This is a genomic window from Paucimonas lemoignei (assembly GCF_004342585.1).
Classification (GTDB): domain Bacteria; phylum Pseudomonadota; class Gammaproteobacteria; order Burkholderiales; family Burkholderiaceae_D; genus Paucimonas; species Paucimonas lemoignei.
Window position 1 is genome coordinate 292,640 of record NZ_SLZQ01000005.1, and the last position, 26,429, is coordinate 319,068.

23 protein-coding genes are annotated in these 26,429 nt (G+C 60.4%); 7 read left to right on the top strand and 16 right to left on the bottom strand.

Annotation, left to right across the window (positions count from 1 at the left end; all coding sequences use genetic code 11):
* Positions 1-67 precede the first annotated feature (67 nt).
* Both sstT and EDC30_RS10440 read left to right on the top strand, forming a co-directional pair.
* On the top strand, positions 68-1,297 hold the full coding sequence (sstT, locus tag EDC30_RS10435) for a serine/threonine transporter SstT (protein WP_243656722.1): 1,230 nt from the start codon (positions 68-70) through the stop codon (positions 1,295-1,297).
* A 22-nt stretch (positions 1,298-1,319) separates the two neighbouring features.
* The gene (locus tag EDC30_RS10440) at positions 1,320-1,763 is read left to right on the top strand and encodes a DMT family transporter (protein ID WP_132258761.1); all 444 of its coding nucleotides are present in this window, start codon (positions 1,320-1,322) and stop codon (positions 1,761-1,763) included.
* Here EDC30_RS10440 and EDC30_RS10445 read toward each other — a convergent pair whose 3' ends face one another.
* The 10 genes from EDC30_RS10445 to EDC30_RS10490 form a co-directional block, all read right to left on the bottom strand.
* On the bottom strand, positions 1,764-2,507 hold the full coding sequence (locus EDC30_RS10445) for a 2OG-Fe dioxygenase family protein (protein ID WP_132258762.1): 744 nt from the start codon (positions 2,505-2,507) through the stop codon (positions 1,764-1,766).
* 33 nt (positions 2,508-2,540) lie between these two features.
* Positions 2,541-3,614 (bottom strand): histidinol-phosphate transaminase, encoded by a 1,074-nt coding sequence (gene hisC / locus EDC30_RS10450; protein WP_132258763.1) that lies wholly within the window; start codon positions 3,612-3,614, stop codon positions 2,541-2,543.
* 198 nt (positions 3,615-3,812) lie between these two features.
* Positions 3,813-5,267, bottom strand: a complete 1,455-nt coding sequence (locus tag EDC30_RS10455) for an NAD-dependent succinate-semialdehyde dehydrogenase (protein ID WP_132258764.1) — start codon at positions 5,265-5,267, stop codon at positions 3,813-3,815.
* Positions 5,268-5,289: 22 nt separating this feature from the next.
* A complete protein-coding gene (locus EDC30_RS10460; protein ID WP_132258765.1) occupies positions 5,290-6,444 on the bottom strand; it encodes an iron-containing alcohol dehydrogenase in 1,155 nt (384 codons plus the stop codon).
* An 18-nt stretch (positions 6,445-6,462) separates the two neighbouring features.
* A complete protein-coding gene (locus tag EDC30_RS10465; protein ID WP_132258766.1) occupies positions 6,463-7,119 on the bottom strand; it encodes an ATP-binding cassette domain-containing protein in 657 nt (218 codons plus the stop codon).
* The gene (locus tag EDC30_RS10470; protein ID WP_132258767.1) at positions 7,116-7,898 is read right to left on the bottom strand and encodes an ABC transporter ATP-binding protein; all 783 of its coding nucleotides are present in this window, start codon (positions 7,896-7,898) and stop codon (positions 7,116-7,118) included. Before EDC30_RS10470 ends, EDC30_RS10465 begins: the two co-directional genes overlap by 4 nt.
* Positions 7,895-8,863, bottom strand: a complete 969-nt coding sequence (locus EDC30_RS10475; RefSeq protein ID WP_132258768.1) for a branched-chain amino acid ABC transporter permease — start codon at positions 8,861-8,863, stop codon at positions 7,895-7,897. Before EDC30_RS10475 ends, EDC30_RS10470 begins: the two co-directional genes overlap by 4 nt.
* Before the next feature lie 4 nt (positions 8,864-8,867).
* Positions 8,868-9,773 (bottom strand): branched-chain amino acid ABC transporter permease, encoded by a 906-nt coding sequence (locus tag EDC30_RS10480; protein ID WP_132258769.1) that lies wholly within the window; start codon positions 9,771-9,773, stop codon positions 8,868-8,870.
* 103 nt (positions 9,774-9,876) lie between these two features.
* Positions 9,877-11,196: an ABC transporter substrate-binding protein gene (locus EDC30_RS10485; protein WP_132258770.1), complete on the bottom strand. Its 1,320-nt coding sequence runs from the start codon at positions 11,194-11,196 to the stop codon at positions 9,877-9,879.
* A 3-nt stretch (positions 11,197-11,199) separates the two neighbouring features.
* Positions 11,200-12,561 (bottom strand): ABC transporter substrate-binding protein, encoded by a 1,362-nt coding sequence (locus EDC30_RS10490; RefSeq protein ID WP_132258771.1) that lies wholly within the window; start codon positions 12,559-12,561, stop codon positions 11,200-11,202.
* 423 nt (positions 12,562-12,984) lie between these two features.
* On the opposite strand from EDC30_RS10490, the gene EDC30_RS10495 reads away from it, so the two are divergent.
* Positions 12,985-14,685: a sensor histidine kinase gene (locus EDC30_RS10495; RefSeq protein ID WP_132258772.1), complete on the top strand. Its 1,701-nt coding sequence runs from the start codon at positions 12,985-12,987 to the stop codon at positions 14,683-14,685.
* Entirely contained in the window at positions 14,663-16,063 is a 1,401-nt protein-coding gene (locus tag EDC30_RS10500) for a sigma-54-dependent transcriptional regulator (protein WP_132258773.1), read from the top strand. The genes EDC30_RS10495 and EDC30_RS10500 overlap by 23 nt, the downstream gene beginning before the upstream one ends.
* Positions 16,064-16,143: 80 nt before the next feature.
* On the opposite strand, the gene EDC30_RS10505 is transcribed toward EDC30_RS10500, so the two are convergent.
* From EDC30_RS10505 to EDC30_RS10515, 3 genes are read right to left on the bottom strand one after another with little or no spacing between them, the layout of a single operon-like run.
* A complete protein-coding gene (locus EDC30_RS10505; RefSeq protein WP_132258774.1) occupies positions 16,144-16,728 on the bottom strand; it encodes a putative pterin-binding protein in 585 nt (194 codons plus the stop codon).
* Positions 16,729-16,745: 17 nt separating this feature from the next.
* Entirely contained in the window at positions 16,746-17,207 is a 462-nt protein-coding gene (locus EDC30_RS10510) for a methyltransferase family protein (protein ID WP_132258775.1), read from the bottom strand.
* A gap of 58 nt (positions 17,208-17,265) precedes the next feature.
* Positions 17,266-17,811 carry a hypothetical protein gene (locus tag EDC30_RS10515; RefSeq protein ID WP_132258776.1) on the bottom strand — a complete coding sequence of 182 codons (546 nt, stop codon included), beginning with the start codon at positions 17,809-17,811 and terminating at the stop codon, positions 17,266-17,268.
* A 327-nt stretch (positions 17,812-18,138) separates the two neighbouring features.
* Here EDC30_RS10515 and ada point away from each other — a divergent pair, with 327 nt between their 5' ends.
* Together ada and EDC30_RS10525 are read left to right on the top strand one after the other, a co-directional pair.
* On the top strand, positions 18,139-19,233 hold the full coding sequence (ada, locus tag EDC30_RS10520) for a bifunctional DNA-binding transcriptional regulator/O6-methylguanine-DNA methyltransferase Ada (RefSeq protein WP_132258777.1): 1,095 nt from the start codon (positions 18,139-18,141) through the stop codon (positions 19,231-19,233).
* 117 nt (positions 19,234-19,350) lie between these two features.
* The gene (locus EDC30_RS10525; RefSeq protein ID WP_132258778.1) at positions 19,351-19,557 is read left to right on the top strand and encodes a heavy-metal-associated domain-containing protein; all 207 of its coding nucleotides are present in this window, start codon (positions 19,351-19,353) and stop codon (positions 19,555-19,557) included.
* A gap of 77 nt (positions 19,558-19,634) precedes the next feature.
* On the opposite strand, the gene cueR is transcribed toward EDC30_RS10525, so the two are convergent.
* Together cueR and EDC30_RS10535 are read right to left on the bottom strand one after the other, a co-directional pair.
* On the bottom strand, positions 19,635-20,045 hold the full coding sequence (gene cueR / locus EDC30_RS10530) for a Cu(I)-responsive transcriptional regulator (RefSeq protein ID WP_132258779.1): 411 nt from the start codon (positions 20,043-20,045) through the stop codon (positions 19,635-19,637).
* A complete protein-coding gene (locus EDC30_RS10535; RefSeq protein WP_132258780.1) occupies positions 20,042-22,516 on the bottom strand; it encodes a heavy metal translocating P-type ATPase in 2,475 nt (824 codons plus the stop codon). The genes cueR and EDC30_RS10535 overlap by 4 nt, the downstream gene beginning before the upstream one ends.
* Positions 22,517-22,691: 175 nt before the next feature.
* Between EDC30_RS10535 and EDC30_RS10540 the strand changes: the two genes are divergently transcribed.
* Entirely contained in the window at positions 22,692-25,436 is a 2,745-nt protein-coding gene (locus EDC30_RS10540; RefSeq protein WP_132258781.1) for a calcium-translocating P-type ATPase, PMCA-type, read from the top strand.
* A gap of 21 nt (positions 25,437-25,457) precedes the next feature.
* On the opposite strand, the gene EDC30_RS10545 is transcribed toward EDC30_RS10540, so the two are convergent.
* Entirely contained in the window at positions 25,458-26,417 is a 960-nt protein-coding gene (locus EDC30_RS10545) for a cation diffusion facilitator family transporter (protein WP_132258782.1), read from the bottom strand.
* Positions 26,418-26,429: the final 12 nt, after the last annotated feature.

A 26,429-nucleotide genomic window follows, 5' to 3' on the forward strand; every position in this document is an offset into this window, starting at 1 on the left:
GACAGGCGCTTGCATTGTTCACCTCTCAGAATTCACTCATTCATATTTTCTTACCATGCCAGCCACAATGAATTCCCTCCTGCGCAAGATCCGCGACACCAGCCTGGTTGCGCAAATCATGATTGGCTTGCTTGCCGGGATATTGATGGCCTTGCTTGCTCCCGACGCGGCTCCGGTGGCCAATTTTTTCGGCAAGGTATTTGTACAGGCTTTGAAATCCGCCGCGCCGATTTTGGTGTTTGTATTAGTCCTGGCGTCAATCGCCAGTCACAAGCCGGGGCAGCAAACACATGTCCGGCCTATCTTGCTGCTGTATGCGCTCGGCACGCTGGCTGCCGCGCTTGTCGCCGTGGTGGCAAGTTTCATGTTTCCCTCCGAGCTGGTGCTGACAGCGACTAGCCAGGATGTCTCGCCCCCGCAAAATATCATTGAAGTGTTGCAAGGGCTGGCGCTGAGTGCCGTCGATAACCCTGTCAATGCAATCGGCAATGCCAATTACATCGGCATTCTTGCCTGGGCTATCGCGATCGGCTATGCCATGCGACATGTAAATACGCACACCAAGGTCATGCTGGAGGAATTTGCCAACGCCGTTTCCAATGTCGTCGCCACCCTGATCCGCTTTGCTCCCCTGGGCATTTTCGGGCTGGTGGGCTCGACGCTGGTAAGTTCAGGTTTCGGCGCACTGCAAGGTTACCTGCATTTACTGATGGTGCTGGTGGGATGCATGCTGCTGGTGGCGCTGGTACTCAACCCGCTCATCGTTTACTGGAAGATTCGCCGCAATCCCTATCCTTTGGTATTGACCTGCCTGCGCGAGAGTGCCATTACTGCATTTTTCACACGCAGTTCCGCTGCCAATATTCCTGTCAACATGCGCTTGGCCGAGCGTCTTGGCTTGCATGAAGATACTTACTCGATTTCCATTCCGCTGGGCGCCACCGTTAACATGGCAGGCGCGGCGATCACGATTACCGTACTGACCCTCGCTGCAGTCCATACACTGGGCATCCCAGTGGATATTCCGACGGCCTTGCTATTAAGCGTGGTCGCCTCCGTTGCGGCCGCCGGCGTGTCAGGCGTGGCTGGAGGATCGCTCTTGCTGATACCGCTGGCGTGCAGCCTGTTCGGCATATCGGGCGAATTGTCGATACAGGTCGTGGGAGTGGGCTTTATTATCGGCGTGGTGCAGGATTCGGTTGAAACCGCCCTCAATTCCTCCACCGATGTCTTGTTTACCGCCGCAGCCTGCATTGCCGAGGGCGATGTGGAACCATCGGCAGAAATTCAAGTGTAAGTTTCAATTCCGGAGACAATCAATGACGTATCTGTATGCCTTGCTCGCGCTTGTCGCGGGCGCTTGCCTGCCGGTTCAGGTCGGCGTCAACAATACCCTGCGCGCCGGCATCGGTACGCCGATTCTGGCGGCGCTGATTTCCTTCCTGGTGGGTTCCATCGCCCTGTTCGTGTATGCGCTGGTGATGCGCAGCCCGGTGCCCGCTGCCGGCACGTTGGCTGCCTTGCCTTCGTGGAGCTGGCTGGGTGGTTTGTTCGGCGCCTTCTATGTGGCGGTGTCGATTATCGCCGCCCCGAAACTGGGTGCCGCCAACCTAGTGGGGATCACGGTTGCCGCACAACTGGTGACGTCGCTAGCGCTGGACCATTACGGCGCCGTCGGCTTTGCCCAGCACAGCATCAACCTGTGGCGCATTGTCGGCGCGCTGATGCTGGCGGGCGGCGCGATACTTATCCTGAAAAACTGACTAGGCTTTTTCCTGGAAGCCCTTGGCGCGGAAAGTCAGCACCAGGGTATCGCGGTAGCCCGGCGCATCGCCGGTTGGCTGCACCGGCGTCGTCTCGTGCACGACACGTTCGTCATCCAGCAGCAGTAACGTCCAGGGTTCGCTCAAGGTAAAGCGCTGGCCGAAAGGGCCGGCAGCATCGAATACCCGGCTCTCGCCACCTTTGATATTGGCACGGCCGACAAACAGGATCGCCACGAAATCGACGCCATCGCGGTGCGCCCCTTCCGGGGTGGGCCGGCCGATACCATCGGTGGTATCGATACGGAATTGATGCGACTCGACGTACCAGGGTTGCGCGCCTTTGATTGAAGAAAAAAGACTGCCCAGGGCCGACAACAGCCTGGGCCAGACCGGCAAGGCCACGGTAGCAGGCTCCATCGGTTCAAACATGCGCAGCATGCCGCCATGCAGGGCGTTGTACTCGACCGGTTGCCAATGCCCGCGGTGCGGCACCTGTTTGACTTCATCCTCTTGCACGATGAAACTGGAATGCCGCCGGCGCCGGTAGCGCCCGTTATCCTTCAGAAAACGGTCAGGCGGCAAGTTATCCCAGTCCGCCCGCATCGCCTGCAGTTCGTCCGGCGAAGTATGGGCTAAGGCCGCCAGCGATTCAGGACTTAACACCGCATACCCCTGCGTTCGCAATGCGTCGGCGAGCTGCGAGGGAGGAGTAAACGGTGGAGCAAGTTCGGATGCTGGCATGGTATCGACTCTAATTCATTACGACGCGGCTTATCAGGCGGCCGGCGCCGCCGCCAAAATTTCACGCAGCGCCGTCACCAGCGTGGCGCATTCGGCATCGGTGCCGACCGTGATGCGCAGGTACTGGTCGATACGCGGCTGCTTGAAATGACGCACGATGACAGCGCGCTCGCGCAAGCCTTGCGCGAGTTTCAACGCATCCTGCTGCAGATGACGGGCAAAGATGAAATTCGCCTGCGATGGCAAGACTTCGAATCCCAATTCACCCAATTGCGCCGCCAGCTTGTCGCGGCTGGCCATGATGGCCTGGCGGGTTTGCTGAAAATAAGCCTCATCCCGGAAAGCCGCAATCGCGCCGACTTGCGCCAGGCGGTCCAGCGGATAGGAATTGAAACTGTTCTTGACGCGGTCGAGCGCTTCGATCAGATCCGGATGGCCGATGGCAAAGCCGACCCGCAAGCCAGCCAGCGAGCGCGATTTCGACAGCGTTTGCACCACCAGCAGGTTCGGATAGCGCTTGGTGAGCGGAATCGCCGATTCGCCGCCAAAGTCGATATAGGCTTCATCCACCACCACCACGGCATCGGGATGATCGATCAGCAGTTGTTCCACGGTCGCGGCCGGCATGCCGATGCCGGTAGGCGCGTTCGGATTGGGGAAGATAATGCCGCCGCATGGCTGGCGATAATCTTCGGGCCGGATTTCCATCGTAGCCGAGAGCGGCACCTTGACGAAATCGACGCCATACAAGCCGCAATAGACGGGATAAAAGCTATACGTCACATCCGGAAACAGCACCGGCGCCTCATGCTGGAGCAAGGCCTGGAACACGAACGCCAGGACTTCGTCGGAACCATTGCCGACGAAGATTTCATTGCGCGCCACGCCGTGGTATTCGGCCAGCGTATCTTTCAATGCATCGGCATTTGGATCCGGGTACAGGCGCAGGCTGTCGCCGACGGCGTCGCGCACCGCAGTCAGCACAGCCGGCGATGGCCCGTACGGGTTTTCATTGGTATTCAGCTTGACCAGGTTTTGCAGCTTGGGCTGCTCGCCCGGCACGTAAGGCGTCAATCCCTGTACGACAGGGCTCCAGAATCGGCTCATTCTTGTCAATCGGCTATTGGATGATTTGTCATGGGGTCGGCAACAACGTCCACCATTATAAGCCTTATGCCGCCAGACACGACTGCGCGCCCCCTTCATTCGCTGGCGTGGAATCGCCGAAATAAAACCCCGGGCCAGCCGCAAGGGCCGGACCGGGGTTTCATCAAAGACGCTTGCTATTGTCTTGCTAACGCAGGCTTAGATACCGCCCATGCACATGTATTTGATCGACAGGTATTCGTCGATACCGTAGTGCGAACCTTCGCGGCCGATACCCGATTCCTTGACGCCGCCAAACGGCGCGACCTCATTGGAAATCAAGCCTTCGTTGATGCCGACCATGCCGTATTCGAGCTGTTCCGCTACGCGCCAGACGCGGCCGATATCGCGCGAATAGAAATAGGCAGCCAGGCCATAACGGGTATTGTTTGCCAATGCCACGGCTTCCTCGTCGGTCTTGAAGCGGAACAGCGGCGCGACCGGGCCGAAGATTTCTTCCTGGGCGACTGCCATCTCCGACGTCACACCGGTCAGCACGGTCGGCGCATAGAAATTGCCGCCAAGCGCATGCTGCGCACCGCCGATCACGGCCTTGGCGCCCTTGCCAACGGCGTCGGCAACCAGACCGTCGACCTTGGTCACTGCCGCCTGGTTGATCAGCGGGCCGATCACCGTGCCGTTTTCGAGGCCATCGCCCACTGTCATTTCGGCGACCGCTATTGCCAGCTTTTCGGCGAACTCGTCATACACGCCGTCCTGCACGATGAAGCGGTTGACGCAGACGCAAGTCTGACCGGCGTTGCGGTATTTCGAGGCGATCGCGCCCTTCACTGCTGCATCGATATCGGCATCGTTGAAGACGATGAACGGCGCATTGCCGCCCAGCTCCAGCGACACGCGCTTGACGGTATCGGCGCACTGCGCCATCAGGCGCTTGCCGACCGGGGTCGAACCGGTGAAGCTCAGCTTGCGCACGGTCGGGTTGGCGGTCAGTTCGCCGCCGACAGCAGCCGGACGGGCGGTGGTGACGATGTTCAGCACGCCCGCGGGAATACCGGCGCGGGCACCGAGCTCGGCTACGGCCAGTGCCGACAGCGGCGTGGCTTCGGCCGGCTTGACCACCATGGTGCAACCGGCAGCTAGGGCAGGCGCGGCCTTGCGAGTGATCATCGCGATCGGGAAGTTCCAAGGAGTGATGGCCGCGCACACGCCGACCGGCTGCTTGACCGCGATGATGCGCTTGTCGCCGGCAGGCGACGGGATCACGTCGCCATAGGTGCGCTTGCCTTCTTCACCAAACCATTCGATGAAGGAAGCGCCATAGGCAACTTCGCCGCGCGCTTCCGCCAGCGGCTTGCCCTGCTCGATCGTCATGATGCGCGCCAGGTCTTCCTGGTTGGCCATGAGCAGTTCGAACCACTTGCGCAGGATGACGGCGCGCTCCTTGGCGGTCTTGGCACGCCAGGCCGGCAATGCCGCGTCGGCAGCGGCGATGGCACGCTTGGTTTCCGCCGCGCCCATGTCGGGCACATGGGCGATGACTTCACCGTTGGCGGGATTGCGGATGGCATTCTTGCCGCCTTCGTCGGCATCGACCCAGCTGCCGTCGATATAGGCCTGTTGTTTCAACAGGCTGGAATCCTTGAGTTGCATGATTTTGCTGATCCTCAGGTTATTAATAGACCGAACGGTAAATGGCCAGCGCATCGTCGTAGGTGACTTCGCGCGGGTTATTGACCAGCAGGCGCTGCACGTTCATGGCATCTTTCGCCAGCATTTCCAGGTCGCTTTCCGGCACGCCGTTGCCCTTCAGATCCTGCTTGAACGGCATGTCGGCCACCATGGCGCTGATCGCTTCGATGAAGGCATCGGTCGCTTCCAGGTCGTTGGCGAAATTTTGCCCTGGCAGGATGGCGCGGGCCAGTTCGGCATACGCCGGCGCCGCGGCTTCCCGGTTGAACTTCAGCACGGGCACCAGCACCAGCGCATTGGTCAAGCCATGCGGCAGGTGATAGTGGCCGCCAAGCGGGTAAGCCAGCGCGTGCACGGCCGCCACCGGGGAATTGGCGAAGGCCATGCCGGCAAACAGCGAACCCAGCAGCATCGCTTCACGCGCATCGGCATTCTTGCCGTCCTTGATCACGGTGCGGATATTGTTGAACAACAGGGTCAGCGCGCGCACCGCCAGAGAATCCGACAGCGGGTTCTTCTTGTGACGGCTGGTGTACGACTCGATGGCGTGCACCATCGCATCCACGCCGGTCATGGCGGTGATGTGCGGCGGCAGGCCCAGCGTCAACAGGCTGTCGAGCAGCGCCACGTCCGGGTACAGATAGGACGACACGACGCCCTTCTTCTCATTGGTCGGCGTAGTCAGGATCGAGATCGCCGTGACTTCCGAACCGGTGCCGGCGGTGGTCGGCACCTGGATCAGCGGCAGGCGCGGACCCTTGGCCAGGTTGACGCCATAGATTTCGGGCAGCGGTTGCGGCGACTTCACCAGCAAGGCGACCAGCTTGGCGGTGTCCATCGAGCTGCCGCCGCCGAAGCCGACCACGCCATCGACGCCGGCGTTACGCGCCAGCTCCACGGCTGCCAGCACGCTGGCTTCCGGCGGATCGGCCTGGACGTCGGAAAACACGGTGGCCTTGATGCCGGCGGCTTGCAGGCTTTCCAGCGCGCCTTTCAGCATGCCGGAGTCGTGCAGGAACTTGTCCGTGACGAAGAACATGTTGGTGACGCCCAACTGCTTGGCCAGTTCGCCGATGCGGTTGGCGGCGCCCTGTTCACAAAAGATTTTCGGCGCGGTTTCAAAAACAAACTGAGACATGGTATTACTCCTCTTGGCTTAGCCGGCGGTGACCACGCCGCGTTCAATGCGGAACACGCGGTCCACCAGGTCGGCGGAATGAGTATCGTCGGACTCGGACAAAATAATCGACATGCCGGTGCTGCGCAAGGTGGCGATCACTTCCGTCAGGCGGCGCGACAACACCGGCGCCACGCCTTCGAACGGTTCGTCCAGCAGCAGCAAGGTGCGGCCCGGCATCAGCGCACGCGCCAGCGCCACCAGCTTCTGCTGGCCGCCCGACAATTGCAGGGCGCGGCGGTCGCGGAACTCCTTAACCTCGGGCATCAGGCTATAGATCCATTGCAGGCGTTCGGCAGAATCCTTGATGCCGTTGGCCCAGGATGGCAGCAGCACGTTTTCCTCCACGGTCAGCGACGGAATCAGGCGACGGTCTTCCGGCAGATAGCTGATGCCGCGCGTGGCACGACCATGCGAGGCGACATTGACGAGGTTCTCGCCATTGACTTCAAGCTTTTTTGCGTCGACCGGCATCAGTCCCATGATAGAACGAATCAGCGTGGTCTTGCCGGCGCCGTTACGGCCGATCAAACCAACCATCGCACCCTTGGGCACTTCCATGTTGACATTGCGCAGAATAGGAATGCGGTCGATGGCGACGTTCAGGTCTTGAATCGAGAGCAGGGACTGGCTCATGCTTTTTTTCCTTCCAGGATTTCAGAGGGAGCGATGTGGTGACCGATCACCAGCTCCTGCACCTTTTCATTGCCCAGCACAGCCGCCGGCACGCCGTCGGCGATGATTTCGCCGCTGTAGAATGCCAGGATGCGCGAGACGTAACGGGCGACGATATCCATGTCGTGCTCGACGAAAAGCACGGTGGTGCCGTGATGCTTCACCGCCGCCATCACGGTATCCATCAGCGGGAATTTTTCCTCGACGCTGACGCCGGAAGTCGGCTCGTCCAGCAATAGCATACGCGGATTGCTGACCAGCGCCATGGCGATATCGATCAGCTTGCGCGCGCCTTGTGGAATGGCGCTGACCAGCGAATGGGCCAGATGGGCGACGCCGAACTCGTCGAGAATTTCCAGCGCGCGCTTGCGGCGTGCCGGCGTATCGTAAGCCTTCATGAAAGACGGGCGCGGGCTTTCCGCCGACACCAGCGCCACCAGCACATTGTCCAGCACGGTCAGCTGCGGAAACAGCTGCGCCACCTGGAACGAGCGGGCCATGCCCATGCGGGTGATTTCGCGCGAGGCGCGGCCGACGATGGGCTGGCCTTCGAACAGGATCTTGCCGTCCGAAGGCGGCAGGTAGCCGGTCACCATGTTGATGAAAGTGGTCTTGCCGGCGCCGTTGGAGCCGATCACGCCGACCACTTCGCCCTTGTTGATGCGCACATTGATGTTGCGCGCGGCGACCACGGCGCCGAAGGTGCGCTGCAGGTCGATGGTTTCGAGAATGGCACTCATGCGTTCACCTTGGCAGTATTGCTAACGGGAGTTTCCGTGGTTTGCTTGCGGCGCTTGCTGACCAGGCTCCACAAGCCTTTTGGCAGGAAGATGATCAGGATCAGCAGCACGGCGCCCAGCGTCAATTGCCAGGTATGCGGGGATTCCTGGATGGCGAAGGTGCGCACGGCGGCAAACACGATGGCGGCGACGAACGGCGCCGCGACATGGCCGGTGCCGCCGAGGATCGCGATGAACACGAATTCGCCGGAAGTCGTCCACACTGCCATGTCCGGGTCGATGTGACCGGTCGCCAATGCCGTCAAACCGCCGCCCAGCGCGGAAATACCTGCGGCGAAGATGTAGTTGGCGTAGATGGCGCTGCGCGGCGAAATGCCGAGATATTCAACACGCACTTCGTTTTCGCGGACCGCTTCGGCGATCAGGCCCAGGCCCGATTTCAGCAGACGATGGAAGGCGATTGCCGCCACCGCGCTGACTGCCACGGTCAGCAGGAAGATCACGCCCTTGGCGGATTCCGGCGACGGCTCCCAGCCGAGGTAGGTTGGCAGCGAAACGTTGAAGCCATCGGTCGAACCGAGCGCCGACGACTTGACCAGCACGCCGAACAGCACCATCGACAGCGCCATGGTCAGCATGGCGAAGAAGATGTCGCGGTAACGCGCCAGCAGCAAGCCGCAGATGGCGGCAAAGCCTGCCGAGACTACCACGCCGATTCCCAGCAAGACAAAGGCATCGCGCACGCCGAGGTGTTGCATCGCCATGCCGGCTGCGTAGCCGCCGAGAGCGTAAAACAGCGCCTGGCCGAAGGTGACCAGGCCCATGCGCATCTGCACCACGACGCCCAGCACCACCAATGCCTTGGCAAAGGCCAGCGTGAGCAAAAAGCTCAGCCAGTCCGGCGCCACAAAGCCGCCGACCGCGATAACGACGGCTGCGGCCAATAATGAAAGTTCAGTACGCATGATGTTAGATTTTCCTTGCAAGAATCTGTCCGAACAGGCCTTGCGGACGCACCGCCAGAACCAGGAACATGACGCCGTAGATCACGAACAGCTCGATTTCCGGCGCGAGATGGACGGCGAACGAGCGGGTCAGGCCGACCAGCAAGGCGCCGACCGCGGCGCCGCCGATGCTGCCCAGGCCGCCGACCACGACCACCGCAAAAGCCAGCACGATGACTTCGATGCCGATACCCGGCGTGACCGAAATCGCCGGCGCGGTCAATGCGCCAGCCAGCGCGCCCAGGATCGAGCCGATGACGAAGGTGACGGCGAACATGACGTTGACATTGACGCCCATGGCCATGGCGACTTCGCGATCGTGGATCACGGCGCGCAACAGGCGGCCCTTGTTGGTGCGATTGAGCGCATACCAGGCGATCAGACCGACGATGATCGACACGACCACCAGCGACAGATCATAGTTGGCGAAGCTCAGCGCATCGCCGATCTCACTCTGTCCGAGCAGGCGGTATGGCTGATAGGCGAAATACGGATCGACACCCCACAGCAGTTTGGTGACATCTTCGAGAATGAGCAGCAAGGCATAGGTGACGATGACCATCAGGGTTTCATCGCGGCCGCGCATGAAGCGCAACAAGCCCTGCTCCAGGACCACGCCGACCACCAGGCCGGCAACGAGCGCGCAGCCGAGCAGCAGCGCATAGCTCCAGTAAGGTGACGAATCGCCGTCGCCATTGAAGTACCAGCCCACCAGCGAGGCGGCGCTGTAGGCGCCGATGGCATAGAAGCTGCCGTGCGCCATGTTCAGGATGCGCATCACGCCGTAGATGACGGTCAGGCCCGCGGCGACGAGAAACAGCCAGGATGCATAGATCATCCCGTCTATGAGGATTGCGAATAGGGTATTCATAGTAGTCCGTAGATAAGCGGGCGCGCCCGCCGGAATCCGCGTTGGGCGGATGAACCGGCGGGCGCGCTAGCGCCGCCAAAAAACTAGCGGCTAGGGTGCTGCATTACTTGCACTTGGCGCCAGGCATGCCAGCCTTGATCCAGTCTGCGGCGGTGGTGCCGTCAGGCGGCATCAGGCATTCAGCGGCATAGGTCTTGACGTTGGTGATGGTGCCCTTCTTGGCCTTCTTGTCGTACAGGTATTCACCGTACGACACGCCCTGGACAGCCTGGTGGCCGCCGGCGGCGGACATCTTCACGGTGCCGCTCGGCGCTTCGAAGGTCAGGCCCTTCAGACCCTGGATCACGTTATCCGAAGTCGGCATGGCGTTTGCCTTGGCAGTCTTCTCGGCGGCAGCCTTCACAGCCAGGATGGCTTGCGTCATCTTGTAGGCCGGATAGGATGGCAATTCCTTGAACTGCGTTGTGAAGTTCGGGCGGAACCAGTCGTTCAGCGCATTCTTCGGAGCGAACTGGCCGTACGGGCCGCGCGCGCCGATGATCATGCCGTTGGGGATCTTGTCCTTGAAGTCTTCCACGCCGGTGTCGCCGCAGGTCAAGGCAACCGGGCTCTTGTCGAACAGGCCGCGTGCGGAACCTTGCAGCATGAAGGCTTCCATGTCGCCGCCCCAGAAGCTGGAGTGGATCAGGTCGGCTTTGGCGACGGACAGCGCGGATATTTCAGCGCCGTACTGGCCTTGCATCACTTTCGGCCACTGCTCGGAGACGACCTTGATTTCAGGCTTGAGTGCCTTCATCGTCAGGATGAAGTCGTTCCAGGAATCCTGACCGAAGGAATAGTTTTGCTGGATGCTGGCGACGGTCTTGATGTTCGGACGGGTTTCGGTGATGTAGCGAGCCAGCGCGACATTGTCGACCACGGCGTCAAGGCCGGCGCGGAAGGAGTACTTCGGCGACTTGACGGTTTCGAACAGACGCGAGGTGCCGCAATCGAAGAACACGGTCGGCATCTTCAGTTCTTCAGCAACCGGAGCGATCGCCAGGCAGTCGCCGGACGAGATGTAACCGATCACGGCGTCGACTTTCTGACGCTGCACCAGGTTACGGAATTCTTCGACTTGCTTGGTGGCGCCACCGTTTTCATCGATGATGACGGTTTCGATTTCCATGCCGTTGATACCCTTCTTGTTGTAAGGGGCCGGCAGTTTGCCAGCGTTCAAGGCTTCGATGGTCATCTTGGCAGCATTGGCGGCCGGCACGCCGAACGGGCCAGCGGCGCTGCCCGACAGGAACGTGACGATACCGATACGGAACTTGCCGTTTTCAGCTGCGTGGGCTGCCGGCGCGAATGCGGTCGAAATGGCGACGGACAATGCGGCGACGGCCAGACCGGCCTTGCGTACGGATGGGCGCTGAACGCTCATGAACTACTCCTCTTTTCTTGGTGGTTGAACTACGGGTGATGCTTGCCGGGCGCGAGCCCGGCGTTCTTGAATCAGTTCGGCCGGCGGACGCAATGCCTCGGCCGGATAAACGGTCCAGTTGGACAGCATGACTTGCGCCGGCGGGAAGGCGCCGCTCGGCACCACTTCACCGATCGCTTGCGCCTGCATGACCTGGTGTGTCAGAGGATCGATATACGAACTGAAACCATCCGGATCTTCCGGCAAGCTCAGGCGCAGGTTTTCGAATGTGGAGATCAACTTGTCGGTGCTGGCATGCTTGCCAGCCTTGGCCAGCGCGTGGCCGATCGCCATGATGCCGCTGTAGGCGCCTTCCGCCGTATAGGTCGGATAACGGCCTTCGAGCTTGTGGAAGTCGGCAACGAATTTACGGTTGCGCGCCGTGTCGGGCCAGTTGTTATGGTGACGCGAGGAGAGGATGAGGCCGCTGGGCGCATGCCGGCCGAGCGACTCCAGCACATCGTAGCTGCCGCCGGTATCAAAATTAGCGATCAGCATCTTGGTATTCAAGCCGCTGGAAATCGCCTGCTTGAGAAAGCTGACGAAATCGCCGCCCCACAAGCCGATCACGGCGATATCGGCTTTCGTGTTGGCCAGCTCTTCAATATAGGCGGAGTAATCCGGCTCGTACAGCCTGGGCCAGTACTCGCCGGCGACCTGATAACGCACGCCGAGGCGGTCCAGGTTGCTCTTAAGGTCACGCCATGAAACATGGCCGTAGTCATAGTCCGGGCCGAGGTAAACCAGGCGCTTCCATTTATTCTTTTTCTGCAGGTCGGCCAGATAGCGCGCCCCTGCCGCCATCGAGGTGAAGGTATCGTTGGAAAGCCGGAAGTAATAGCGGTTGAATTCTTCGATCGTCAGGCGCGACGAAGCATGGTCGGTGCCGATGAACAGCACGCCACGTTCCCGCGCCATGCGGTTGACTGCCTGCGCCACGCCGGAACTGATCACGCCGCACAGGAAACGCACCTTGTCGCGTTCGACATAGTCGGTCGCGATGCGCTGGGCGAACGAGGCTTTGGAGCGGTCATCCTCGATGATGACCCGGAGTTTCGGCGCCGGCTTATGGCCCGACTGCGCTTGCAAGTCAGCCAATGCCAGCTTGATGCCGCCGATACTGTCACGACCATACAGTCCGGCACGCCCGGTCAGCGGAAACATGCAACCGACGGTCGCTTCCGCTTCTTGCGCAGTGGCGCCGAGTTCGATGCGCGCATGCGCTTCTTCCGGCGCGGCCAGCACGCCGGCGGCAACGATCAGCAGAACCGCGCAATTGCGGATCAGGCTATCGAAGCGACGAATGGCACGGGTTGATCTGAGCATGAGTAATCTCCTTGGCAAATAAGCATTTCAGCTTTGATCTTGTCATTATTCGGATAAAGCATGACGCATCGCTGCCCATTTGCCCGCCGCTGTATTCGCAAGCGGCGTGCCAGGGCTGTGCAAAATGGAAAAATAGTCTGAATGACATGAAAATCCTGCATGCACTATCCAAATTGACATCAAAAATAGATAAAGCGACCAAACCATGAGCGCATGAGCGAGCGATGAGCGCTCATTTTGATTGACGGCATGAGCGGAAATCGCTCAGAATTTCGGCTCGTAATCTCTTTCTTCTTATCTGCCTATTCCAGCCTGCCAAAGTTTCAACGATCTGACCTATAGCTTCAGCAAGGCACACTCCTTGCCTGCCTTCAAAGAAGTCCGCATTCCTGCTCGCACATCGCCGTGGTAGCCACAAGCCTGATGGCCATTAAAAAAAGTATCATCCGTCGTTACCTGATCTGGTCGCTGCTGGCTTCGGCAGTGCCGGTCATCTGGGTCGGCCTGCTGTATGACCGCTTTGCCGAATCAGCTTTCCAGACTGTCATCAACGACAAACTGGCGGTGCAGCTCACGGCCACTTCCAGCCGCCTGTCCGCCTTTCTCGACGCGCGCCGCTATCAGATCGAGACACTGGCCAACTTCCCCGGCATTAATCAGTTCGCCGCCACGCAGTCGGGCGCCGCGTCGCAACAGGTCGGCGCGCTGCTGCAGGTCGAATCCGATTTGCCGGATTTATTCGGCATCCTGTTCTTTTCCAGCGATGAAAAACTGCAGCAAGTGATTCCGGGCCAGGCGGCATCCGGCCCGCCCTATTGGAGCGACACCAAGTTTCAGATCACGGGCCTGCCGCGCATGCAGGTTGGGGAAACCGATTTGATCGGGCCGGCGCCCCCCCAGGATGGCGAGGCGGGCTGGCTGCTATTGCGCCACCCGCTGCGCGAACCGCAGGCGGGCGGCCATTCGTCCGGCCATGTCGCCCTGCATGTGCGCCTGGCCTCGCTGACGGAATTGATGGGCAACGACACCGCCGGCGGCACCTTGAAGCCGATCCTGAAGACGCCGGCCGGTTACTTCAACAGCGTCGGCTTGCCGGTCAAGCCTGCCGGCAAACTGGTTCCCGGGCCGGAAATCGTGCCAGGATGGCAACCGATGCTGCAAGTCGATGCCTCGGCGCTGGCGGCGCCGTTCGACCGCATGCGCCGTGCCCTGTTCATCGCCGTGGTGGTCGGGGCGATCCTGATCGTCCTGCTGTTTTACCGGATGTCGATCAGCCTGCGCCAGCGCGTCAGGGAATTGCTGACCGGCGCGCAAGCCATTTCCACAGGGCGGCTGGAATACCGTATCGCCGACAGCGGGCAAGACGAGATCGCCACTGTCTCGCGCGCCTTCGATGCCATGGCGGCCAACCTGGAGATGCACCTTGCGCGCATCGTGAAGATGGAAAAGATGGCCGTGCTGGGCGAATTCGCCACGCTCATCGCGCACGAGGTGCGCAACCCGCTGGCGGCGGTCAAAACCAGCGTGCAGGCATTGGCGCGTCGTGAAAAGGATCCGCGCCGCCTGCAACTGCTGGACGATATGGAAAGCGAAATCGACCGCCTGGCCCGCGTGGTCAGCCAGTTGCTGGATTTCGGCCGGCCACGTCCAGCACAGGTGAGCGATGTGGCGGTGCGCGAAGTATTTCGCCGCATTACCCTGCTGCTCGGGCCGCAAGGCCAGGCGCGCGGCGTCTCGCTATCGGCGCAGGGCGACAGCGACCTGGTGCTACGCGCCGACTTCGATCATGTCGTCCAAGTCCTGATGAACCTGGTGATTAATGCCATCCAGGCATGCGACCAGGGCGGCGCCGTTGTATTGCGCGCTTCGCGTGTCAATGACATGGCGGCGCTCGAAGTCAGCGACACCGGCCATGGCATTCCCGCCGGCTTGCTGCCGCGCGTGACCGATCCGTTTTACAGCACCAAGACCAAGGGCATGGGACTGGGCTTGAGCATTTCACGCCAGCTGACCGAAATGAATGGCGGCCGGCTCGATATCCAAAGCAAACCGGGCAGCGGCACCTCGGTGAGCGTCTATTTTCCACTGAATGAAAACCAAGATGGCCAGCATACTGATCATTGACGACGAATCCAACCTGGTGCGCTCGCTTACCTTCGCGCTGGAAGACGAAGGCCATACGGTGCATGGCGCCGGCACCGCCGCCGATGGCTTGAGCGCCGCGGCCCGCGTCCAGCCCGACCTGATCCTGCTCGACCTCAAGCTGCCCGACATGTCGGGCCTGGATGTGCTGGAGGCGCTCAAGGCGCAGCAAACGGCGGCGCAGATCATCATGATTTCCGCGCATGGCGACACTCGCTCCGCGGTCAAGGCCGTCAAGCTGGGCGCTGCCGATTACATCACCAAGCCATTCGACCTGGATGACTTGTCGATGACCATCCGCGCCACGCTGGAGCGCAGGCAAATGGCCGATGAACTGGCATTCCATCGCGGCGAAACGCTGCGGGAATCAGGCTTGCTTGGCAATAGCGGCGCCATCCGCGAGCTGGTGGGAACGGTTGAACGTGTCGCCACCAGCAATGCGATGCGCATTCTCGTACTGGGCGAATCCGGAACCGGCAAGGCACTGGTGGCGCGCGCCATCCATTCCGCGAGCCCGCGCGCGAGTGCTCCCTTCATCGAAATCAACTGCGCCTCGCTGCCGGAGCAATTGATCGAAGCGGAACTATTCGGCGCTGAAAAAGGCGCTTACACCGGCGCGCACCAGCGCCGCGTCGGCCTGGTGGCGCTGGCAGACAAGGGCACGCTGTTCCTTGATGAAATCGGCGAACTGCCCTTGCCATTGCAAGCCAAGCTGCTGCACTTCCTGGAAAATGGCCAGTACCGCCCGATCGGCAGCGGTCGGACCCAGACTGCCGACGTGCGCGTGGTGGCGGCGACCAATCGCGATCTTGCCGCGGCGGTTGTGGAAGCCAGCTTTCGCGAAGACCTCTACTTCCGCCTGAACGTCATTCAACTGAATATTCCGCCGCTGCGCGAACGTGATGACGATGTGCTCGCGCTCATCGAACATTTTTCCCGTGAATTCGCGCGGGAAGAGCGCACCAGGCCCATTACCTTTTCCGACGAAGCAAAACAAGCCTTGCTTGCCTACCGCTGGCCGGGCAATGTCAGGGAACTGAAGAACCTGATCGAGCGTTTCACCATCCTCTACCCCGGCGGCAAAGTCGATGTTTCGGCATTGCCGAGAGAGTTGGTCAGTCACGACGATATGCAACTCATCAAGCCGGTGTCGGTGCAGCTTCCGGGCAGCCCGAACATCGAAGATGCCTTGGCCAGCACCGAACGCGAATTGATGCTGAACGCCTTGCGCGAAGCCGGCGGACACAAGGGGCAGGCAGCCGAGCGCCTGGGTATTTCCCGCCACGCATTCAAGCGCCGCTTGCAAAGACTCGGCATTATGAAGCCGACGGAAACCCTGGTCGATGACGCGGCGGCGTAAAACGCCCTTGGCTTAATTGATTCCGTCTCGCCGGAAAGGTGAAAGGGGGGCGTGACGCAGGCCTGCCAGCAAATTCCTGATTACGCTGCCTGCACTTCGATGTGATACAAGGCCCAGGGGCATTGTCCAAAGCGCTGGTTGAGCGGCATCGCAGCCAACTCGGCGAAGCGGTCGGCGTCATATAGAGCCCACAATGGGCCAAGGCCGCCCAGCGGCATGGGTTGCCCATCCAAATGGGTCGCCACGATGAAGCCATACTTGCGCATGTCGGCAATCGATAGATAGACGGCATAGCCATCCACGGCGCGCAGCAGCAGCCTGGATGAATCCGCAAGTCGTGCACCTGCCGCCGCGAGTACATCAGCCAACAATGGCCCGCTTAGCGCATGCGCCTTGGCATCGTACTCCAGGGTCGGCCGGATCGTTACCGACGGCAGCGCTGACAATACAGCAAAGTCGAATGCATAAGCCTTGTCGAACTTGATTTTCTGCTTGGCCATCATCTGGTCCAGTGCCGGGTCGAGCGGGCCACGATTGCTACGGCTAATGGCGCCGGTCACTGTCAGCAATGCCGGGCCACGCGCCGCTTTTTTCGAAGCATGAACTGGCACGGCAGTTGCCGCTGCAGCGAAGGCAGATCCGGCGATAAATTTGCGTCGGTCCATGTGGCTCCAGTTGTGAATTAAATCCAGCGCCGTACGCGAGAGGCGTAATCCACGTAGGCCTGGCCAAACTTCTCACGCAAGATGCGCTCTTCCGGAATGATTTGAAAGCGGGTCAGGTAGGCGACGAATACGGGCAACACTACAAACGCAAGAGGATGCGAAAGGTAAAGGCCATACCCCGTCAATACCAGCAGCAATCCCAGGTACATGGGATTGCGGGTAAAGCGGTACGCGCCGCCCTGCACGATCGACGACGTGCCAGAGGGCTTGAGCGGGTTGATGGTCGTGCGGGCACGATAAAACGCCAGCACGCCAGTAAAATCGAGCACGATGCCAATCAGCACAACGGCTACGCCTATCGCTGTACTGCCCGGCCAATCCCAGCGCCATGCAGGCAGCATCTGGGAAATGGCATACATCAGCGCTCCGCATGCCAGTGTCACGATTGGTGGAGGGATGGTTAATTCAAGCTTGCGCATGTGTAATCGCTGAAATCGCTAGCCGATTCGTGCCGGCATGCCTGCCAAAACGCTACGGTCATTCGGCGCTCGAAGATTCTGGCTCCTCAACCGAGGCAGAACCGGGCTCTCTTGATTGCGCGGGCGAACCGCGCTTCAACCAGAGTGCCAAGTCCTTCCCCAGGACACTGGCCACGCGATCAAGAATTGCACATGTGCCCACCATGCCACCGAAGACGCCACCTCGGGATGAGCGCGTTAGCACGGTGGAGTTCAGAACGGCGCCTTCTTTTTTTACTTCTGCCCTCACACTCATTGATTTCGGACCACTCCATCCGCCGCCGCCAAAACCATATGCCGAAAGAATAGTAAGTTCAATGACTTTATTGGTGCCGGCTTGCTCCAGTGAGGGAATGGATTCCACAGTAAAGCCATCCTTATTCAGGCTGGACATCGCATAATTTTCCATCAGCATTTCAAGCGCACATTCGCTTCTGACTTTAGCTGTAATTGGCGCAGATGGATCTGTCTTTACCGGCAGCTTCAGAAAAAAACGCTCGTTGGCAGCACTTGAAATTGGCGTCGCGAGAGCGACCAGGTAAAGCAAAACGGTGAAGTATTTCATTCGCTGATTATGAATAGTTGCTGATGTTGTAAACAGCCTGGTGCCTTGGTATCTTGTTGTCATGTAGCGGCGGCGACCTCTTCATCGGTGAATGCGGCAGTTAAGTGCCGGCAAATGGAGCCCATCACGACAACTTCACCAGACTACACCAAGCTGTTTTCATTTAAACAACGATTATAGCAATCCGAGATCACGCGTCGCCAAATTTTTCAGCAGGATGCCGTTCTTGCCGGATGTGTCGCCGCCCCTAATCAAGGGGATTTAAAAGCAAGCTTCGGAGTGTGTCCCTTCTCGTCCCTTGTTACACTCGCGCTATTGGATTCTCACATGAAGGAGCCACCGGTGAATGCCACTGAAAAACCCGCGATAAATGCGGCAACGACGCTCGACGATCCGCGCTGGGCCGCCGTGGCAGCGCGGGATGCCTCGGCTGACGGCAGCTTCTTTTACGCTGTTAAGACGACTGGCGTGTATTGCCGCCCATCTTGCGCATCACGGCTGGCGCGCCTTGAGCATGTCAGTTTTTTCGATAGCTGCGATGCTGCCGAAGCGGCGGGTTTTCGCCCATGCCGGCGCTGCAAGCCGGATCAGATGTCGTTGGCCGCACTTCACGCCGCCAAAGTCACCGAAGCCTGCCGCATGATTGAACAATCCGTACACTTGCCTACCCTTGCCGAGCTGGCGCAACTTGCGGGATTAAGCCACTATCATTTCCATCGCCTTTTCAAACAAATCACCGGCCTGACGCCACGACAGTATGCACAGGCCCATCGTACGCGCCGCGTACATGATGCGCTGACACAGAGCGAATCCGTTACCGCCGCTGTTTATCAGGCCGGCTTCAATGCCAGCAGCCGCTTTTATGAAAAGTCGGATGCCGTACTCGGTATGACGCCAAGCGCCTATCGTGCCGGCGGAATCGGAACGGCAATCCGCTTTGCGATCGGACAGTGTTCGCTCGGCGCGATTCTAGTCGCCCAGAGTCCGAGAGGCATTTGCGCCATCCTGCTGGGTGACGATCCGGAAGAATTGCTGCGCGATTTGCAAGACCGTTTTCCGCGCGCGGAGTTTATTGGCGGCGATGCGAACTACGAAAAAGTAGTGGCGACCGTGGTGGGCTTTGTCGAAGCACCGGGCATTGGCCTTGACTTGCCGCTGGATATACGCGGAACGGCTTTTCAGCAGCGCGTCTGGGAAGCGCTGCGCACGATTCCGGCTGGCGCCACCGCGACGTACACTGAGATTGCCAGGCGCATCGGCGCGCCGGATGCGGTGCGGGCGGTTGCCGGTGCTTGTGCCGCGAACCCGCTGGCGGTCGCCATTCCTTGCCATCGGGTGGTGCGCCTCGATGGCAGTCTGTCAGGCTACCGTTGGGGTATCGCACGCAAGTGCGCCTTGCTGGAGCGGGAAGCAGAACAATAACCGCTGCTTATTACGGAAGTGGCTGCCTATCGCGGATGTACTACTGATGCCGCTTGACCTTCCCACCATGGGAAGCGTTACAGTATCACTACTGAATCACCCATCAAGGAGTTTGCCATGTATGAATTGCAAGTAGAAGGCATGAGCTGCGGCCATTGCGTCGGCGCCGTCACCCGTTCGGTCAAGGAAGTGGACGAGGCCGCCAAGGTGGAAGTCGACCTGGCGACGCAAAGAGTCAAGGTGGAATCCAGCGCGGCACTGGCCGACATTGCCGCCGCCGTGGAAGAAGCCGGTTACCCGGTCAAGAACAGTTCCGCCGCATAAGACTGTATCCATCTTCGCCGACATAATAAGAAAGGGCAGCCCCGCGAGGCAGCCCTTTTTCATTTCAATCTCACACGTCAGTGGCAATGCGTGTTTTCATCCGCTTCCGCCAAACCCTGCAGAATCGGGCAATCCGGGCGATTGTCACCGCTGCAGGCATGCGCGAGGTGACTCAGAGTATCGCGCATCTCCGTCAATTCATCGATACGCTTTTGCAGTTCGGCCACATGCGCCTGCGCGATCGCTTTGACATCGGCGCTGGCTCGCCCGGAATCCTGCCACAGCGACAGCAATTCACGGATCTGGTCAAGCGAAAACCCGAGCGTGCGCGCCCGCTTGATGAAGCGCAGGTTGTGCAAATCCTTGTCGCCATACGTCCGATAGTTGGAATCGGTGCGCTTGCTTGGCGCGAGCAAATGGATGCTTTCGTAATACCGGATCATTTTGGCGGACACGCCGGTGGCGGCCGCTGCTTCGCCTATGTTCATGCTGCATCCTTTTCCAAACGAGCTTGCCTGAAGGGTGATTTCGTGTTGTCCTGTGGCGCGCGCCGGGATGCCGGTTTCCAGCGCCGCAAGAGCAAGGCATTGCTGATCACCGATACCGAACTGAATGCCATCGCCGCCCCAGCCACCACCGGGTTCAGCATCCCCAATGCCGCCAGCGGAATGCCGACCAGATTATAGATAAATGCCCAGAACAGGTTCTGGCGGATCTTGCTATAGGTGCGGCGAGAAATATCGATTGCATCCGCGACCAGTGCCGGGTCGCCGCGCATGAGCGTCACGCCGGCGGCATGCATGGCGACATCGGTGCCGGTGCCCATGGCGATACCGACGTCGGCTGCCGCCAGCGCCGGCGCATCATTGATGCCGTCGCCGACCATAGCGACGATACATCCCGCTTTTTTCAATTCGCCGACTTTGCTTGCCTTATCTTCAGGAAGCACTTCCGCCACAATCTGGTGAATGCCGAGCGCCTGCCCCACCGCATTGGCGCTGCCGCGATTGTCGCCTGTCAGCAGCACCGTCTCGACACCCAGCGCATGCAGCTTTTGCATGCCTTCTTTCGCTCCCGCCTTGATCTGGTCGCCAAAGGCCAGCAAGCCCAGCAAGCGAATTTCCGGTCCGACGCTGGCGAGCCAGGAAACCGTGCGCCCGGAATTTTCCAGTGCATTTTCCTGCGATTGCAATGGCGTCAGGTCAGCTCCCAATTCCTGCATCAGCCGCGTGCTGCCCAGGCGAAGATCCATGCCATTCACCGTCGCAGCCAAACCTCGCCCCGGCAAGGCTTTCATTTCTGCTGCCGGCAATATCGCCACGCCTTCGGCCGCGGCGCGCTCGACGACAGCGCGCGCCAGCGGATGTTCGCTCCCGTTTTGAATCGCCGCAGCCAGTTGCAGCAATTCTCTTGCCTCGATACCCAGCGGCGCCAACTCCACCAGCGCAGGCTTGCCGACGGTCAGCGTGCCGGTCTTGTCGAACACGACCGTGCTGACGCTATGCGCGACTTCCAGCGCTTCGGCATCCTTGATCAGGATGCCGTGACGGGCGCTGATGCCGGTGCCGGCCATGATCGCCGCAGGCGTGGCCAAGCCCAATGCACAGGGACAGGCGATCACCAGCACGGCGACGGCATTGATGATGGCGGTTTCACTACCGGCGCCAGCCAGCCACCAGCCGACAAACGTCAGCAAGGCAATCATCAGCACGACCGGAACGAAAACGGCGCTGACCTTATCCACCAGGCGCTGGATCGGCGCCTTGGCTGCCTGCGCGCTTTCCACCAGGCGGATGATGCGCGCCAATGCCGTTTCGGCGCCGACCGCGCCAGTCCGTACCAGCAGCAAGCCATCGCCATTGATGGCGCCGCCGGTCACCTTGTCATTGACATGCTTAGGCACCGGCAAGCTTTCGCCGGTCAGCAGCGATTCATCCGCATGACTGGCGCCCTCTTCCACCACGCCATCGACGGGAATGCGCTCGCCCGGGCGCACCACCACGAGGTCGCCCACCTGCACTTGCGCCAATGGGATATCTCTGTCCTCGCCATCGCGCCGCACGCGCGCCGAAGCAGGCCGCAAATCCTGCAGCGCGCGGATTGCCGCAGCGGTCTGGCGCTTGGCGCGCGCTTCCAGCCATTTGCCCAGCAAGACCAGCGTGATGACAACGGCTGACGCTTCGAAATACAAGTGCGGCATGTCAGATCCGTCATGTCGCAGCAATTGATACACGCTCAAGCCATAGGCAGCGCTGGTGCCCAGAGCGACCAGCAAATCCATATTGCCCGCCCCAGCCTTTACCGCTTTCCAGCCTGCGCGATAAAAGCGCGCCCCCAGCCAGAATTGCACCGGCGTTGCCAATAGCCATTGCAGCCATCCTGGCAGCATGACATGCGCGCCACCCAGTTCCAGCAGCATCGGCACGACCAGCGGCAGCGACAATACTGCCGCCGCTATCACGGCCAAGCCGCCATGCCCCTGTTTTGCCGCAGGTGCCGCATCCTGTTCCTGCACGAGTCCGGCGTGATAACCAGCCTTCTCTACAGCCCGCAGCAAGGCATCCTTGGGCGTGCCGCGAACAACACTGACGCGGGCGGTTTCCGTTGCCAGGTTGACTGTGGCCTCCGTCACCCCGGGCACTTTTTTCAAGGTCTTTTCCACCCTCGCCACGCATGAGGCGCACGTCATGCCTTCGATCGACAAATCAACGCTTTCTTCGCCGATGGCATAACCCGCCTTTTCGATGGCTGCCTTCACCTCGGCCAAAGGTGTCGACGGCGCCATCGTTACCATCGCGGTTTCGGTGGCCAGATTGACGCTCGCGCCGCTCACGCCGGGCACCTTGGCCAGCGCCTTTTCGACACGCGCCACACACGAGGCGCAGGTCATGCCATCTATGCCAATGGGCACTTCTTGCGTCGCCGGCGCTCCGGTCTTCAATGGCAGTGTTGCACTCATAAGCTCACCCTACGTTCACGGGAAATTCTATCGATATCAGCATTATCTTCCTTCCCACGATGGGAAGGTCAAGTGCCGCCCACTTTCGCTTAATTGCAGGAAAGACACCGGAAATAGCGCTTGGCATTTGGCATCCCACTGCTAACATGATGCAAGATCGGCCACATTTTTTCTCATGCCAGACATCAGCACTCTTTCCAAGTCCGCTCATCTGGAGCAGGACGTGCGATGGCATACGCTGCGTGCCAGTGAAGCGCTGCGCCGCCTGCAAGCGGATGCGGAAAACGGTCTGTCGCATGCCATTGCCGACGACCGCATCACGCGCCATGGGCTCAACCAGCTGGCGCAACAACCTCCGCCTTCACGGTGGAAGATTTTTTTCAGCCAGTTCAAGAGCGTCCTCATCATTATCCTATTTGGCGCGGCGCTCCTGGCTACCGCTATCGGCAATGTCAAAGATGCGATCGTGATCCTGGCGGTGGTCGTGTTCAACGCCGTGGTCGGCTTCTACCAGGAGTTTCGCGCGGAAGCCAGCCTGGCGGCGCTGAAGAAAATGCTGCCGGCCAGAACCCGCGTGCGCCGGGACAGCGCCGTGCAAGAGATCGCCGCCACCAGGCTGGTCCCTGGAGATATCGTGTTGCTGGAAGCCGGTGACCGTGTGCCCGCCGACGGCAGGCTGATAGAAGCCTTTCATCTGGCGGCCGACGAATCGGCGCTAACAGGCGAATCCCAGCCGGTGGAAAAAAATGTCGCAGCATTGCCCCATCGAGATTCGTCGCTGGGCGATCGCCACAACATGCTGTACATGAACACCATGGTCACCCGTGGCCGGGCCGAATTGCTGGTGACGGCGACCGGCATGTCCACGGAAATGGGGCGCATTTCCGAACAGCTGGCGCAAGCCCCGGAGCACGCCAGCCCGCTACAATTGCAACTCGATCAGCTGGGAAAACGCCTCGGCGCGCTGGCGCTGGTACTGGTCGGCATGCTGGTCTTCTTGCAGCTGCTGCGCGGCGCCAGGCTTGATCACGTCATCATGGATGCCATCGCCTTGTCAGTGGCTGCCATCCCGGAAGGCTTGCCGGTCGTGGTCACTGTCGCGCTGGCCATCGGCATGCATAAAATGGCCAGGCAACGCGCCATCGTCAAGCGCCTGTCAGGCGTCGAAACCCTTGGCTGCACCACCGTCATCTGTTCCGACAAGACCGGGACGCTAACCATGAACAAGATGACCGCGCGGGCGATATTCCATGCCGGCCAGCGCTTTAGCGTCACTGGCGAAGGCTACGACGAGCATGGGGAAATCCTCGTGGCCGACAGCAGTCAGACCGCCTATCGCCAGGAAGATCTCGCGCTCCTGCTGACTACCGCAGCGGCATGCAACGATACCCGCATCGAAGATGGTAGGGTGATCGGCGACCCAACCGAAGGCGCCTTGCTGGTCATGGCCAGCAAAGGCGGCATCGACCCAGGCCGGCTCAGGGATCGCCTGCCCCGCATGGCTGAAATCCCCTTCGACTCCGCCCATAAGTTCATGGCGACATTCCATACGCGCGACACAAGCACAAGCGGCTTTTTCAAAGGCGCCCCTGACGTGCTGCTCGGACGCTGCAGCCGCATGCTGAAAAACGGTGAAGCCATTCCGCTGGACGAGACGCTTATCGAGGAAATCAAGGCCGCCTACCGCGAGATGGCGGCGGATGGCTTGCGCGTCATTCTCCTGGCCATGCGCGAATTTCCCAGGGAAGCGATCACGCCTGAAACCGACCTGAAAAGCTGCGCCGGGGATCTAACCTTCCTGGGCCTGGTGGGTCTGCAAGACCCGCCCCGCCCGGAAGCGCGCGAGGCCATTGCCTGCTGCCGCATGGCCGGGATCGAGGTCAAGATGATCACGGGCGACCACAAGGATACGGCGCAAGCCATTGCGCATGCGCTCGGCCTGGAAGGCAAGGCGATCGCCGGCGCAGAACTCGATGCGCTCGATGCCGCGCAACTGGCCGACCGCATCGACCGCATTGCCGTGTTCGCGCGCGTCAGTCCGCAGCACAAGGTCAGGATCGTGCAGGCATTGAAGGCGCGCGGTCACGTGGTGGCCATGACCGGCGATGGCGTCAATGACGCGCCGGCGCTGAAGAACGCCGATATCGGCGTGGCCATGGGCATGGGCGGCACTGCCGTCACGCGCGAAGCCGCCAGCATGGTGCTGACGGATGACAATTTCACCACGATCGTCAGCGCCGTCCACAATGGCCGCGCGCTGTACGACAATATCGTGAAATTCGTGCGCTTCCAGCTGGCGACTACCATCGGCGCCATCCTGACGCTCTTTTTCGCGCCCCTCGCCGGTTTGCCGGAACCTTTCAATCCTTTGCAGGTGTTATGGGTGGCGATGATCATGGATGGGCCGCCGGCCATCGCGCTCGCCCTCGATGCGGCGCGCCCGGGCCTGATGCAGGAGCCGCCGCGCAGCCGCAACGCCTCGGTCCTGTCGATGCCGCGACTGGCGCGAATTTTGTTATTCGGCATCACCATGATGGTCGGCACCCTGACTGTGCTGCGTATCGGCGTGGAAAGCGGCGACCAGACCAAGGCATTGACGCTGGCCTTCACGACCTTCGTGCTGTTCCAGTTCTTTAATGTGTTCAACGCGCGCGTAGAGAATGGCAGCGCCTTCAACCGCAATTTTTTCCGCAACCGCATGCTGTGGCTGTCTTTGATAGCGGTCGTCCTACTGCAAGTGGTCGTGGTGCACTGGGCGCCGGCGCAAGCCTTGTTCGGCACCGCGGCGCTCAGCCTCTCGCACTGGGCGCTGGCTGCGGGAGTCGCCAGCAGCGTGCTGCTGCTGGACGAGGCACGCAAGTTGCTGGGACGCGTTACAGACAGGCAGCAGGCCAGCCGGCGCATCCCACACGTCCCTTAACCCCGGCAACAGGATCAGTGATCAATGATGGTGATGATGTGAATGATCATGCACGCTGTCGCATTCGCTGTCTTGCTGGCCGTGGCCGATGACGCACATTTCGCCCTCCAGTTCCACGTCGACGGTCACATGCTGGAAGGTATGTTCATCCAGCAGTGAGCGCACATGGCTCTTGGCATCGATCATTTCTTCGCGGGTAGCGTCGGCCTGCATGACCAGGTGCGTCGTCAGCACATGGATTTCGCCATCCACTGACCAGCTATGCGTATCGTGCATCGACAGCACCTTCGGATGCTTGAGCACCTCGTCTTCGAAAAGCTCGACATCGAAGGAAGCCGGGACCTTTTGAATAATGACCTCGAAGACCTGGCGCAGGTTGCGCACGACATTCCAGATGATAAAGATGGAAATGCCGATGGAGAGCAGCGGATCGATGACCGGCAGGTCCCAGATCGCCATGACGACGGCGCCGACCAGCACGGCAATCCAGCCCAGCATGTCTTCGATCAGGTGCCAGGTGACCACCTTTTCGGTAAGTGACGAACCGCTTTTGACACGCAACACTGCCGCGCCGTTAAACAGCACGCCAAGCACCGCCAGCGCGATCATGCCCGGTGCATTCACCGGTTCCGGCGCCAACAATCGCTGGAAGGAATTCCACAGCACGAAGCACAGGCCGACGACCAGCACGACGCCGGTAATCAAGCCGCCGATCAAGGCATAGCGGCGATAGCCATACGTATCCTTGGGCGTTCTGCCGCGCTGCGACAAGCGCTGGAAGTACCAGGCCGTTGCCAGCGACATCGAGTCGCCCAGATCGTGAACCGCATCGCTCAGGATGGCGACACTGTTGGTCCAGATGCCGCCGATGATCTCGATGACGGTAAAGGCAAGATTCAGGAAGAATGCGACCTTGAGATTGCCCGTGCTGCCATGGTCGTGATGATGGCCGTGGTGGTGATGGTGGTGGTTGCCGCTCATGTCGTCAATTCG

What these genes read in the sequence shown, in the direction of transcription:
- sstT (WP_243656722.1), top strand. Translation starts at nt 68, where the DNA reads ATGAATTCCCTCCTGCGCAAGATCCGCGACACCAGCCTGGTTGCGCAA.
- EDC30_RS10440 (WP_132258761.1), top strand. Translation starts at nt 1,320, where the DNA reads ATGACGTATCTGTATGCCTTGCTCGCGCTTGTCGCGGGCGCTTGCCTG.
- EDC30_RS10445 (WP_132258762.1), bottom strand. Translation starts at nt 2,507, where the DNA reads ATGCCAGCATCCGAACTTGCTCCACCGTTTACTCCTCCCTCGCAGCTC.
- hisC (WP_132258763.1), bottom strand. Translation starts at nt 3,614, where the DNA reads ATGAGCCGATTCTGGAGCCCTGTCGTACAGGGATTGACGCCTTACGTG.
- EDC30_RS10455 (WP_132258764.1), bottom strand. Translation starts at nt 5,267, where the DNA reads ATGCAACTCAAGGATTCCAGCCTGTTGAAACAACAGGCCTATATCGAC.
- EDC30_RS10460 (WP_132258765.1), bottom strand. Translation starts at nt 6,444, where the DNA reads ATGTCTCAGTTTGTTTTTGAAACCGCGCCGAAAATCTTTTGTGAACAG.
- EDC30_RS10465 (WP_132258766.1), bottom strand. Translation starts at nt 7,119, where the DNA reads ATGAGCCAGTCCCTGCTCTCGATTCAAGACCTGAACGTCGCCATCGAC.
- EDC30_RS10470 (WP_132258767.1), bottom strand. Translation starts at nt 7,898, where the DNA reads ATGAGTGCCATTCTCGAAACCATCGACCTGCAGCGCACCTTCGGCGCC.
- EDC30_RS10475 (WP_132258768.1), bottom strand. Translation starts at nt 8,863, where the DNA reads ATGCGTACTGAACTTTCATTATTGGCCGCAGCCGTCGTTATCGCGGTC.
- EDC30_RS10480 (WP_132258769.1), bottom strand. Translation starts at nt 9,773, where the DNA reads ATGAATACCCTATTCGCAATCCTCATAGACGGGATGATCTATGCATCC.
- EDC30_RS10485 (WP_132258770.1), bottom strand. Translation starts at nt 11,196, where the DNA reads ATGAGCGTTCAGCGCCCATCCGTACGCAAGGCCGGTCTGGCCGTCGCC.
- EDC30_RS10490 (WP_132258771.1), bottom strand. Translation starts at nt 12,561, where the DNA reads ATGCTCAGATCAACCCGTGCCATTCGTCGCTTCGATAGCCTGATCCGC.
- EDC30_RS10495 (WP_132258772.1), top strand. Translation starts at nt 12,985, where the DNA reads ATGGCCATTAAAAAAAGTATCATCCGTCGTTACCTGATCTGGTCGCTG.
- EDC30_RS10500 (WP_132258773.1), top strand. Translation starts at nt 14,663, where the DNA reads ATGGCCAGCATACTGATCATTGACGACGAATCCAACCTGGTGCGCTCG.
- EDC30_RS10505 (WP_132258774.1), bottom strand. Translation starts at nt 16,728, where the DNA reads ATGGACCGACGCAAATTTATCGCCGGATCTGCCTTCGCTGCAGCGGCA.
- EDC30_RS10510 (WP_132258775.1), bottom strand. Translation starts at nt 17,207, where the DNA reads ATGCGCAAGCTTGAATTAACCATCCCTCCACCAATCGTGACACTGGCA.
- EDC30_RS10515 (WP_132258776.1), bottom strand. Translation starts at nt 17,811, where the DNA reads ATGAAATACTTCACCGTTTTGCTTTACCTGGTCGCTCTCGCGACGCCA.
- ada (WP_132258777.1), top strand. Translation starts at nt 18,139, where the DNA reads ATGAAGGAGCCACCGGTGAATGCCACTGAAAAACCCGCGATAAATGCG.
- EDC30_RS10525 (WP_132258778.1), top strand. Translation starts at nt 19,351, where the DNA reads ATGTATGAATTGCAAGTAGAAGGCATGAGCTGCGGCCATTGCGTCGGC.
- cueR (WP_132258779.1), bottom strand. Translation starts at nt 20,045, where the DNA reads ATGAACATAGGCGAAGCAGCGGCCGCCACCGGCGTGTCCGCCAAAATG.
- EDC30_RS10535 (WP_132258780.1), bottom strand. Translation starts at nt 22,516, where the DNA reads ATGAGTGCAACACTGCCATTGAAGACCGGAGCGCCGGCGACGCAAGAA.
- EDC30_RS10540 (WP_132258781.1), top strand. Translation starts at nt 22,692, where the DNA reads ATGCCAGACATCAGCACTCTTTCCAAGTCCGCTCATCTGGAGCAGGAC.
- EDC30_RS10545 (WP_132258782.1), bottom strand. Translation starts at nt 26,417, where the DNA reads ATGAGCGGCAACCACCACCATCACCACCACGGCCATCATCACGACCAT.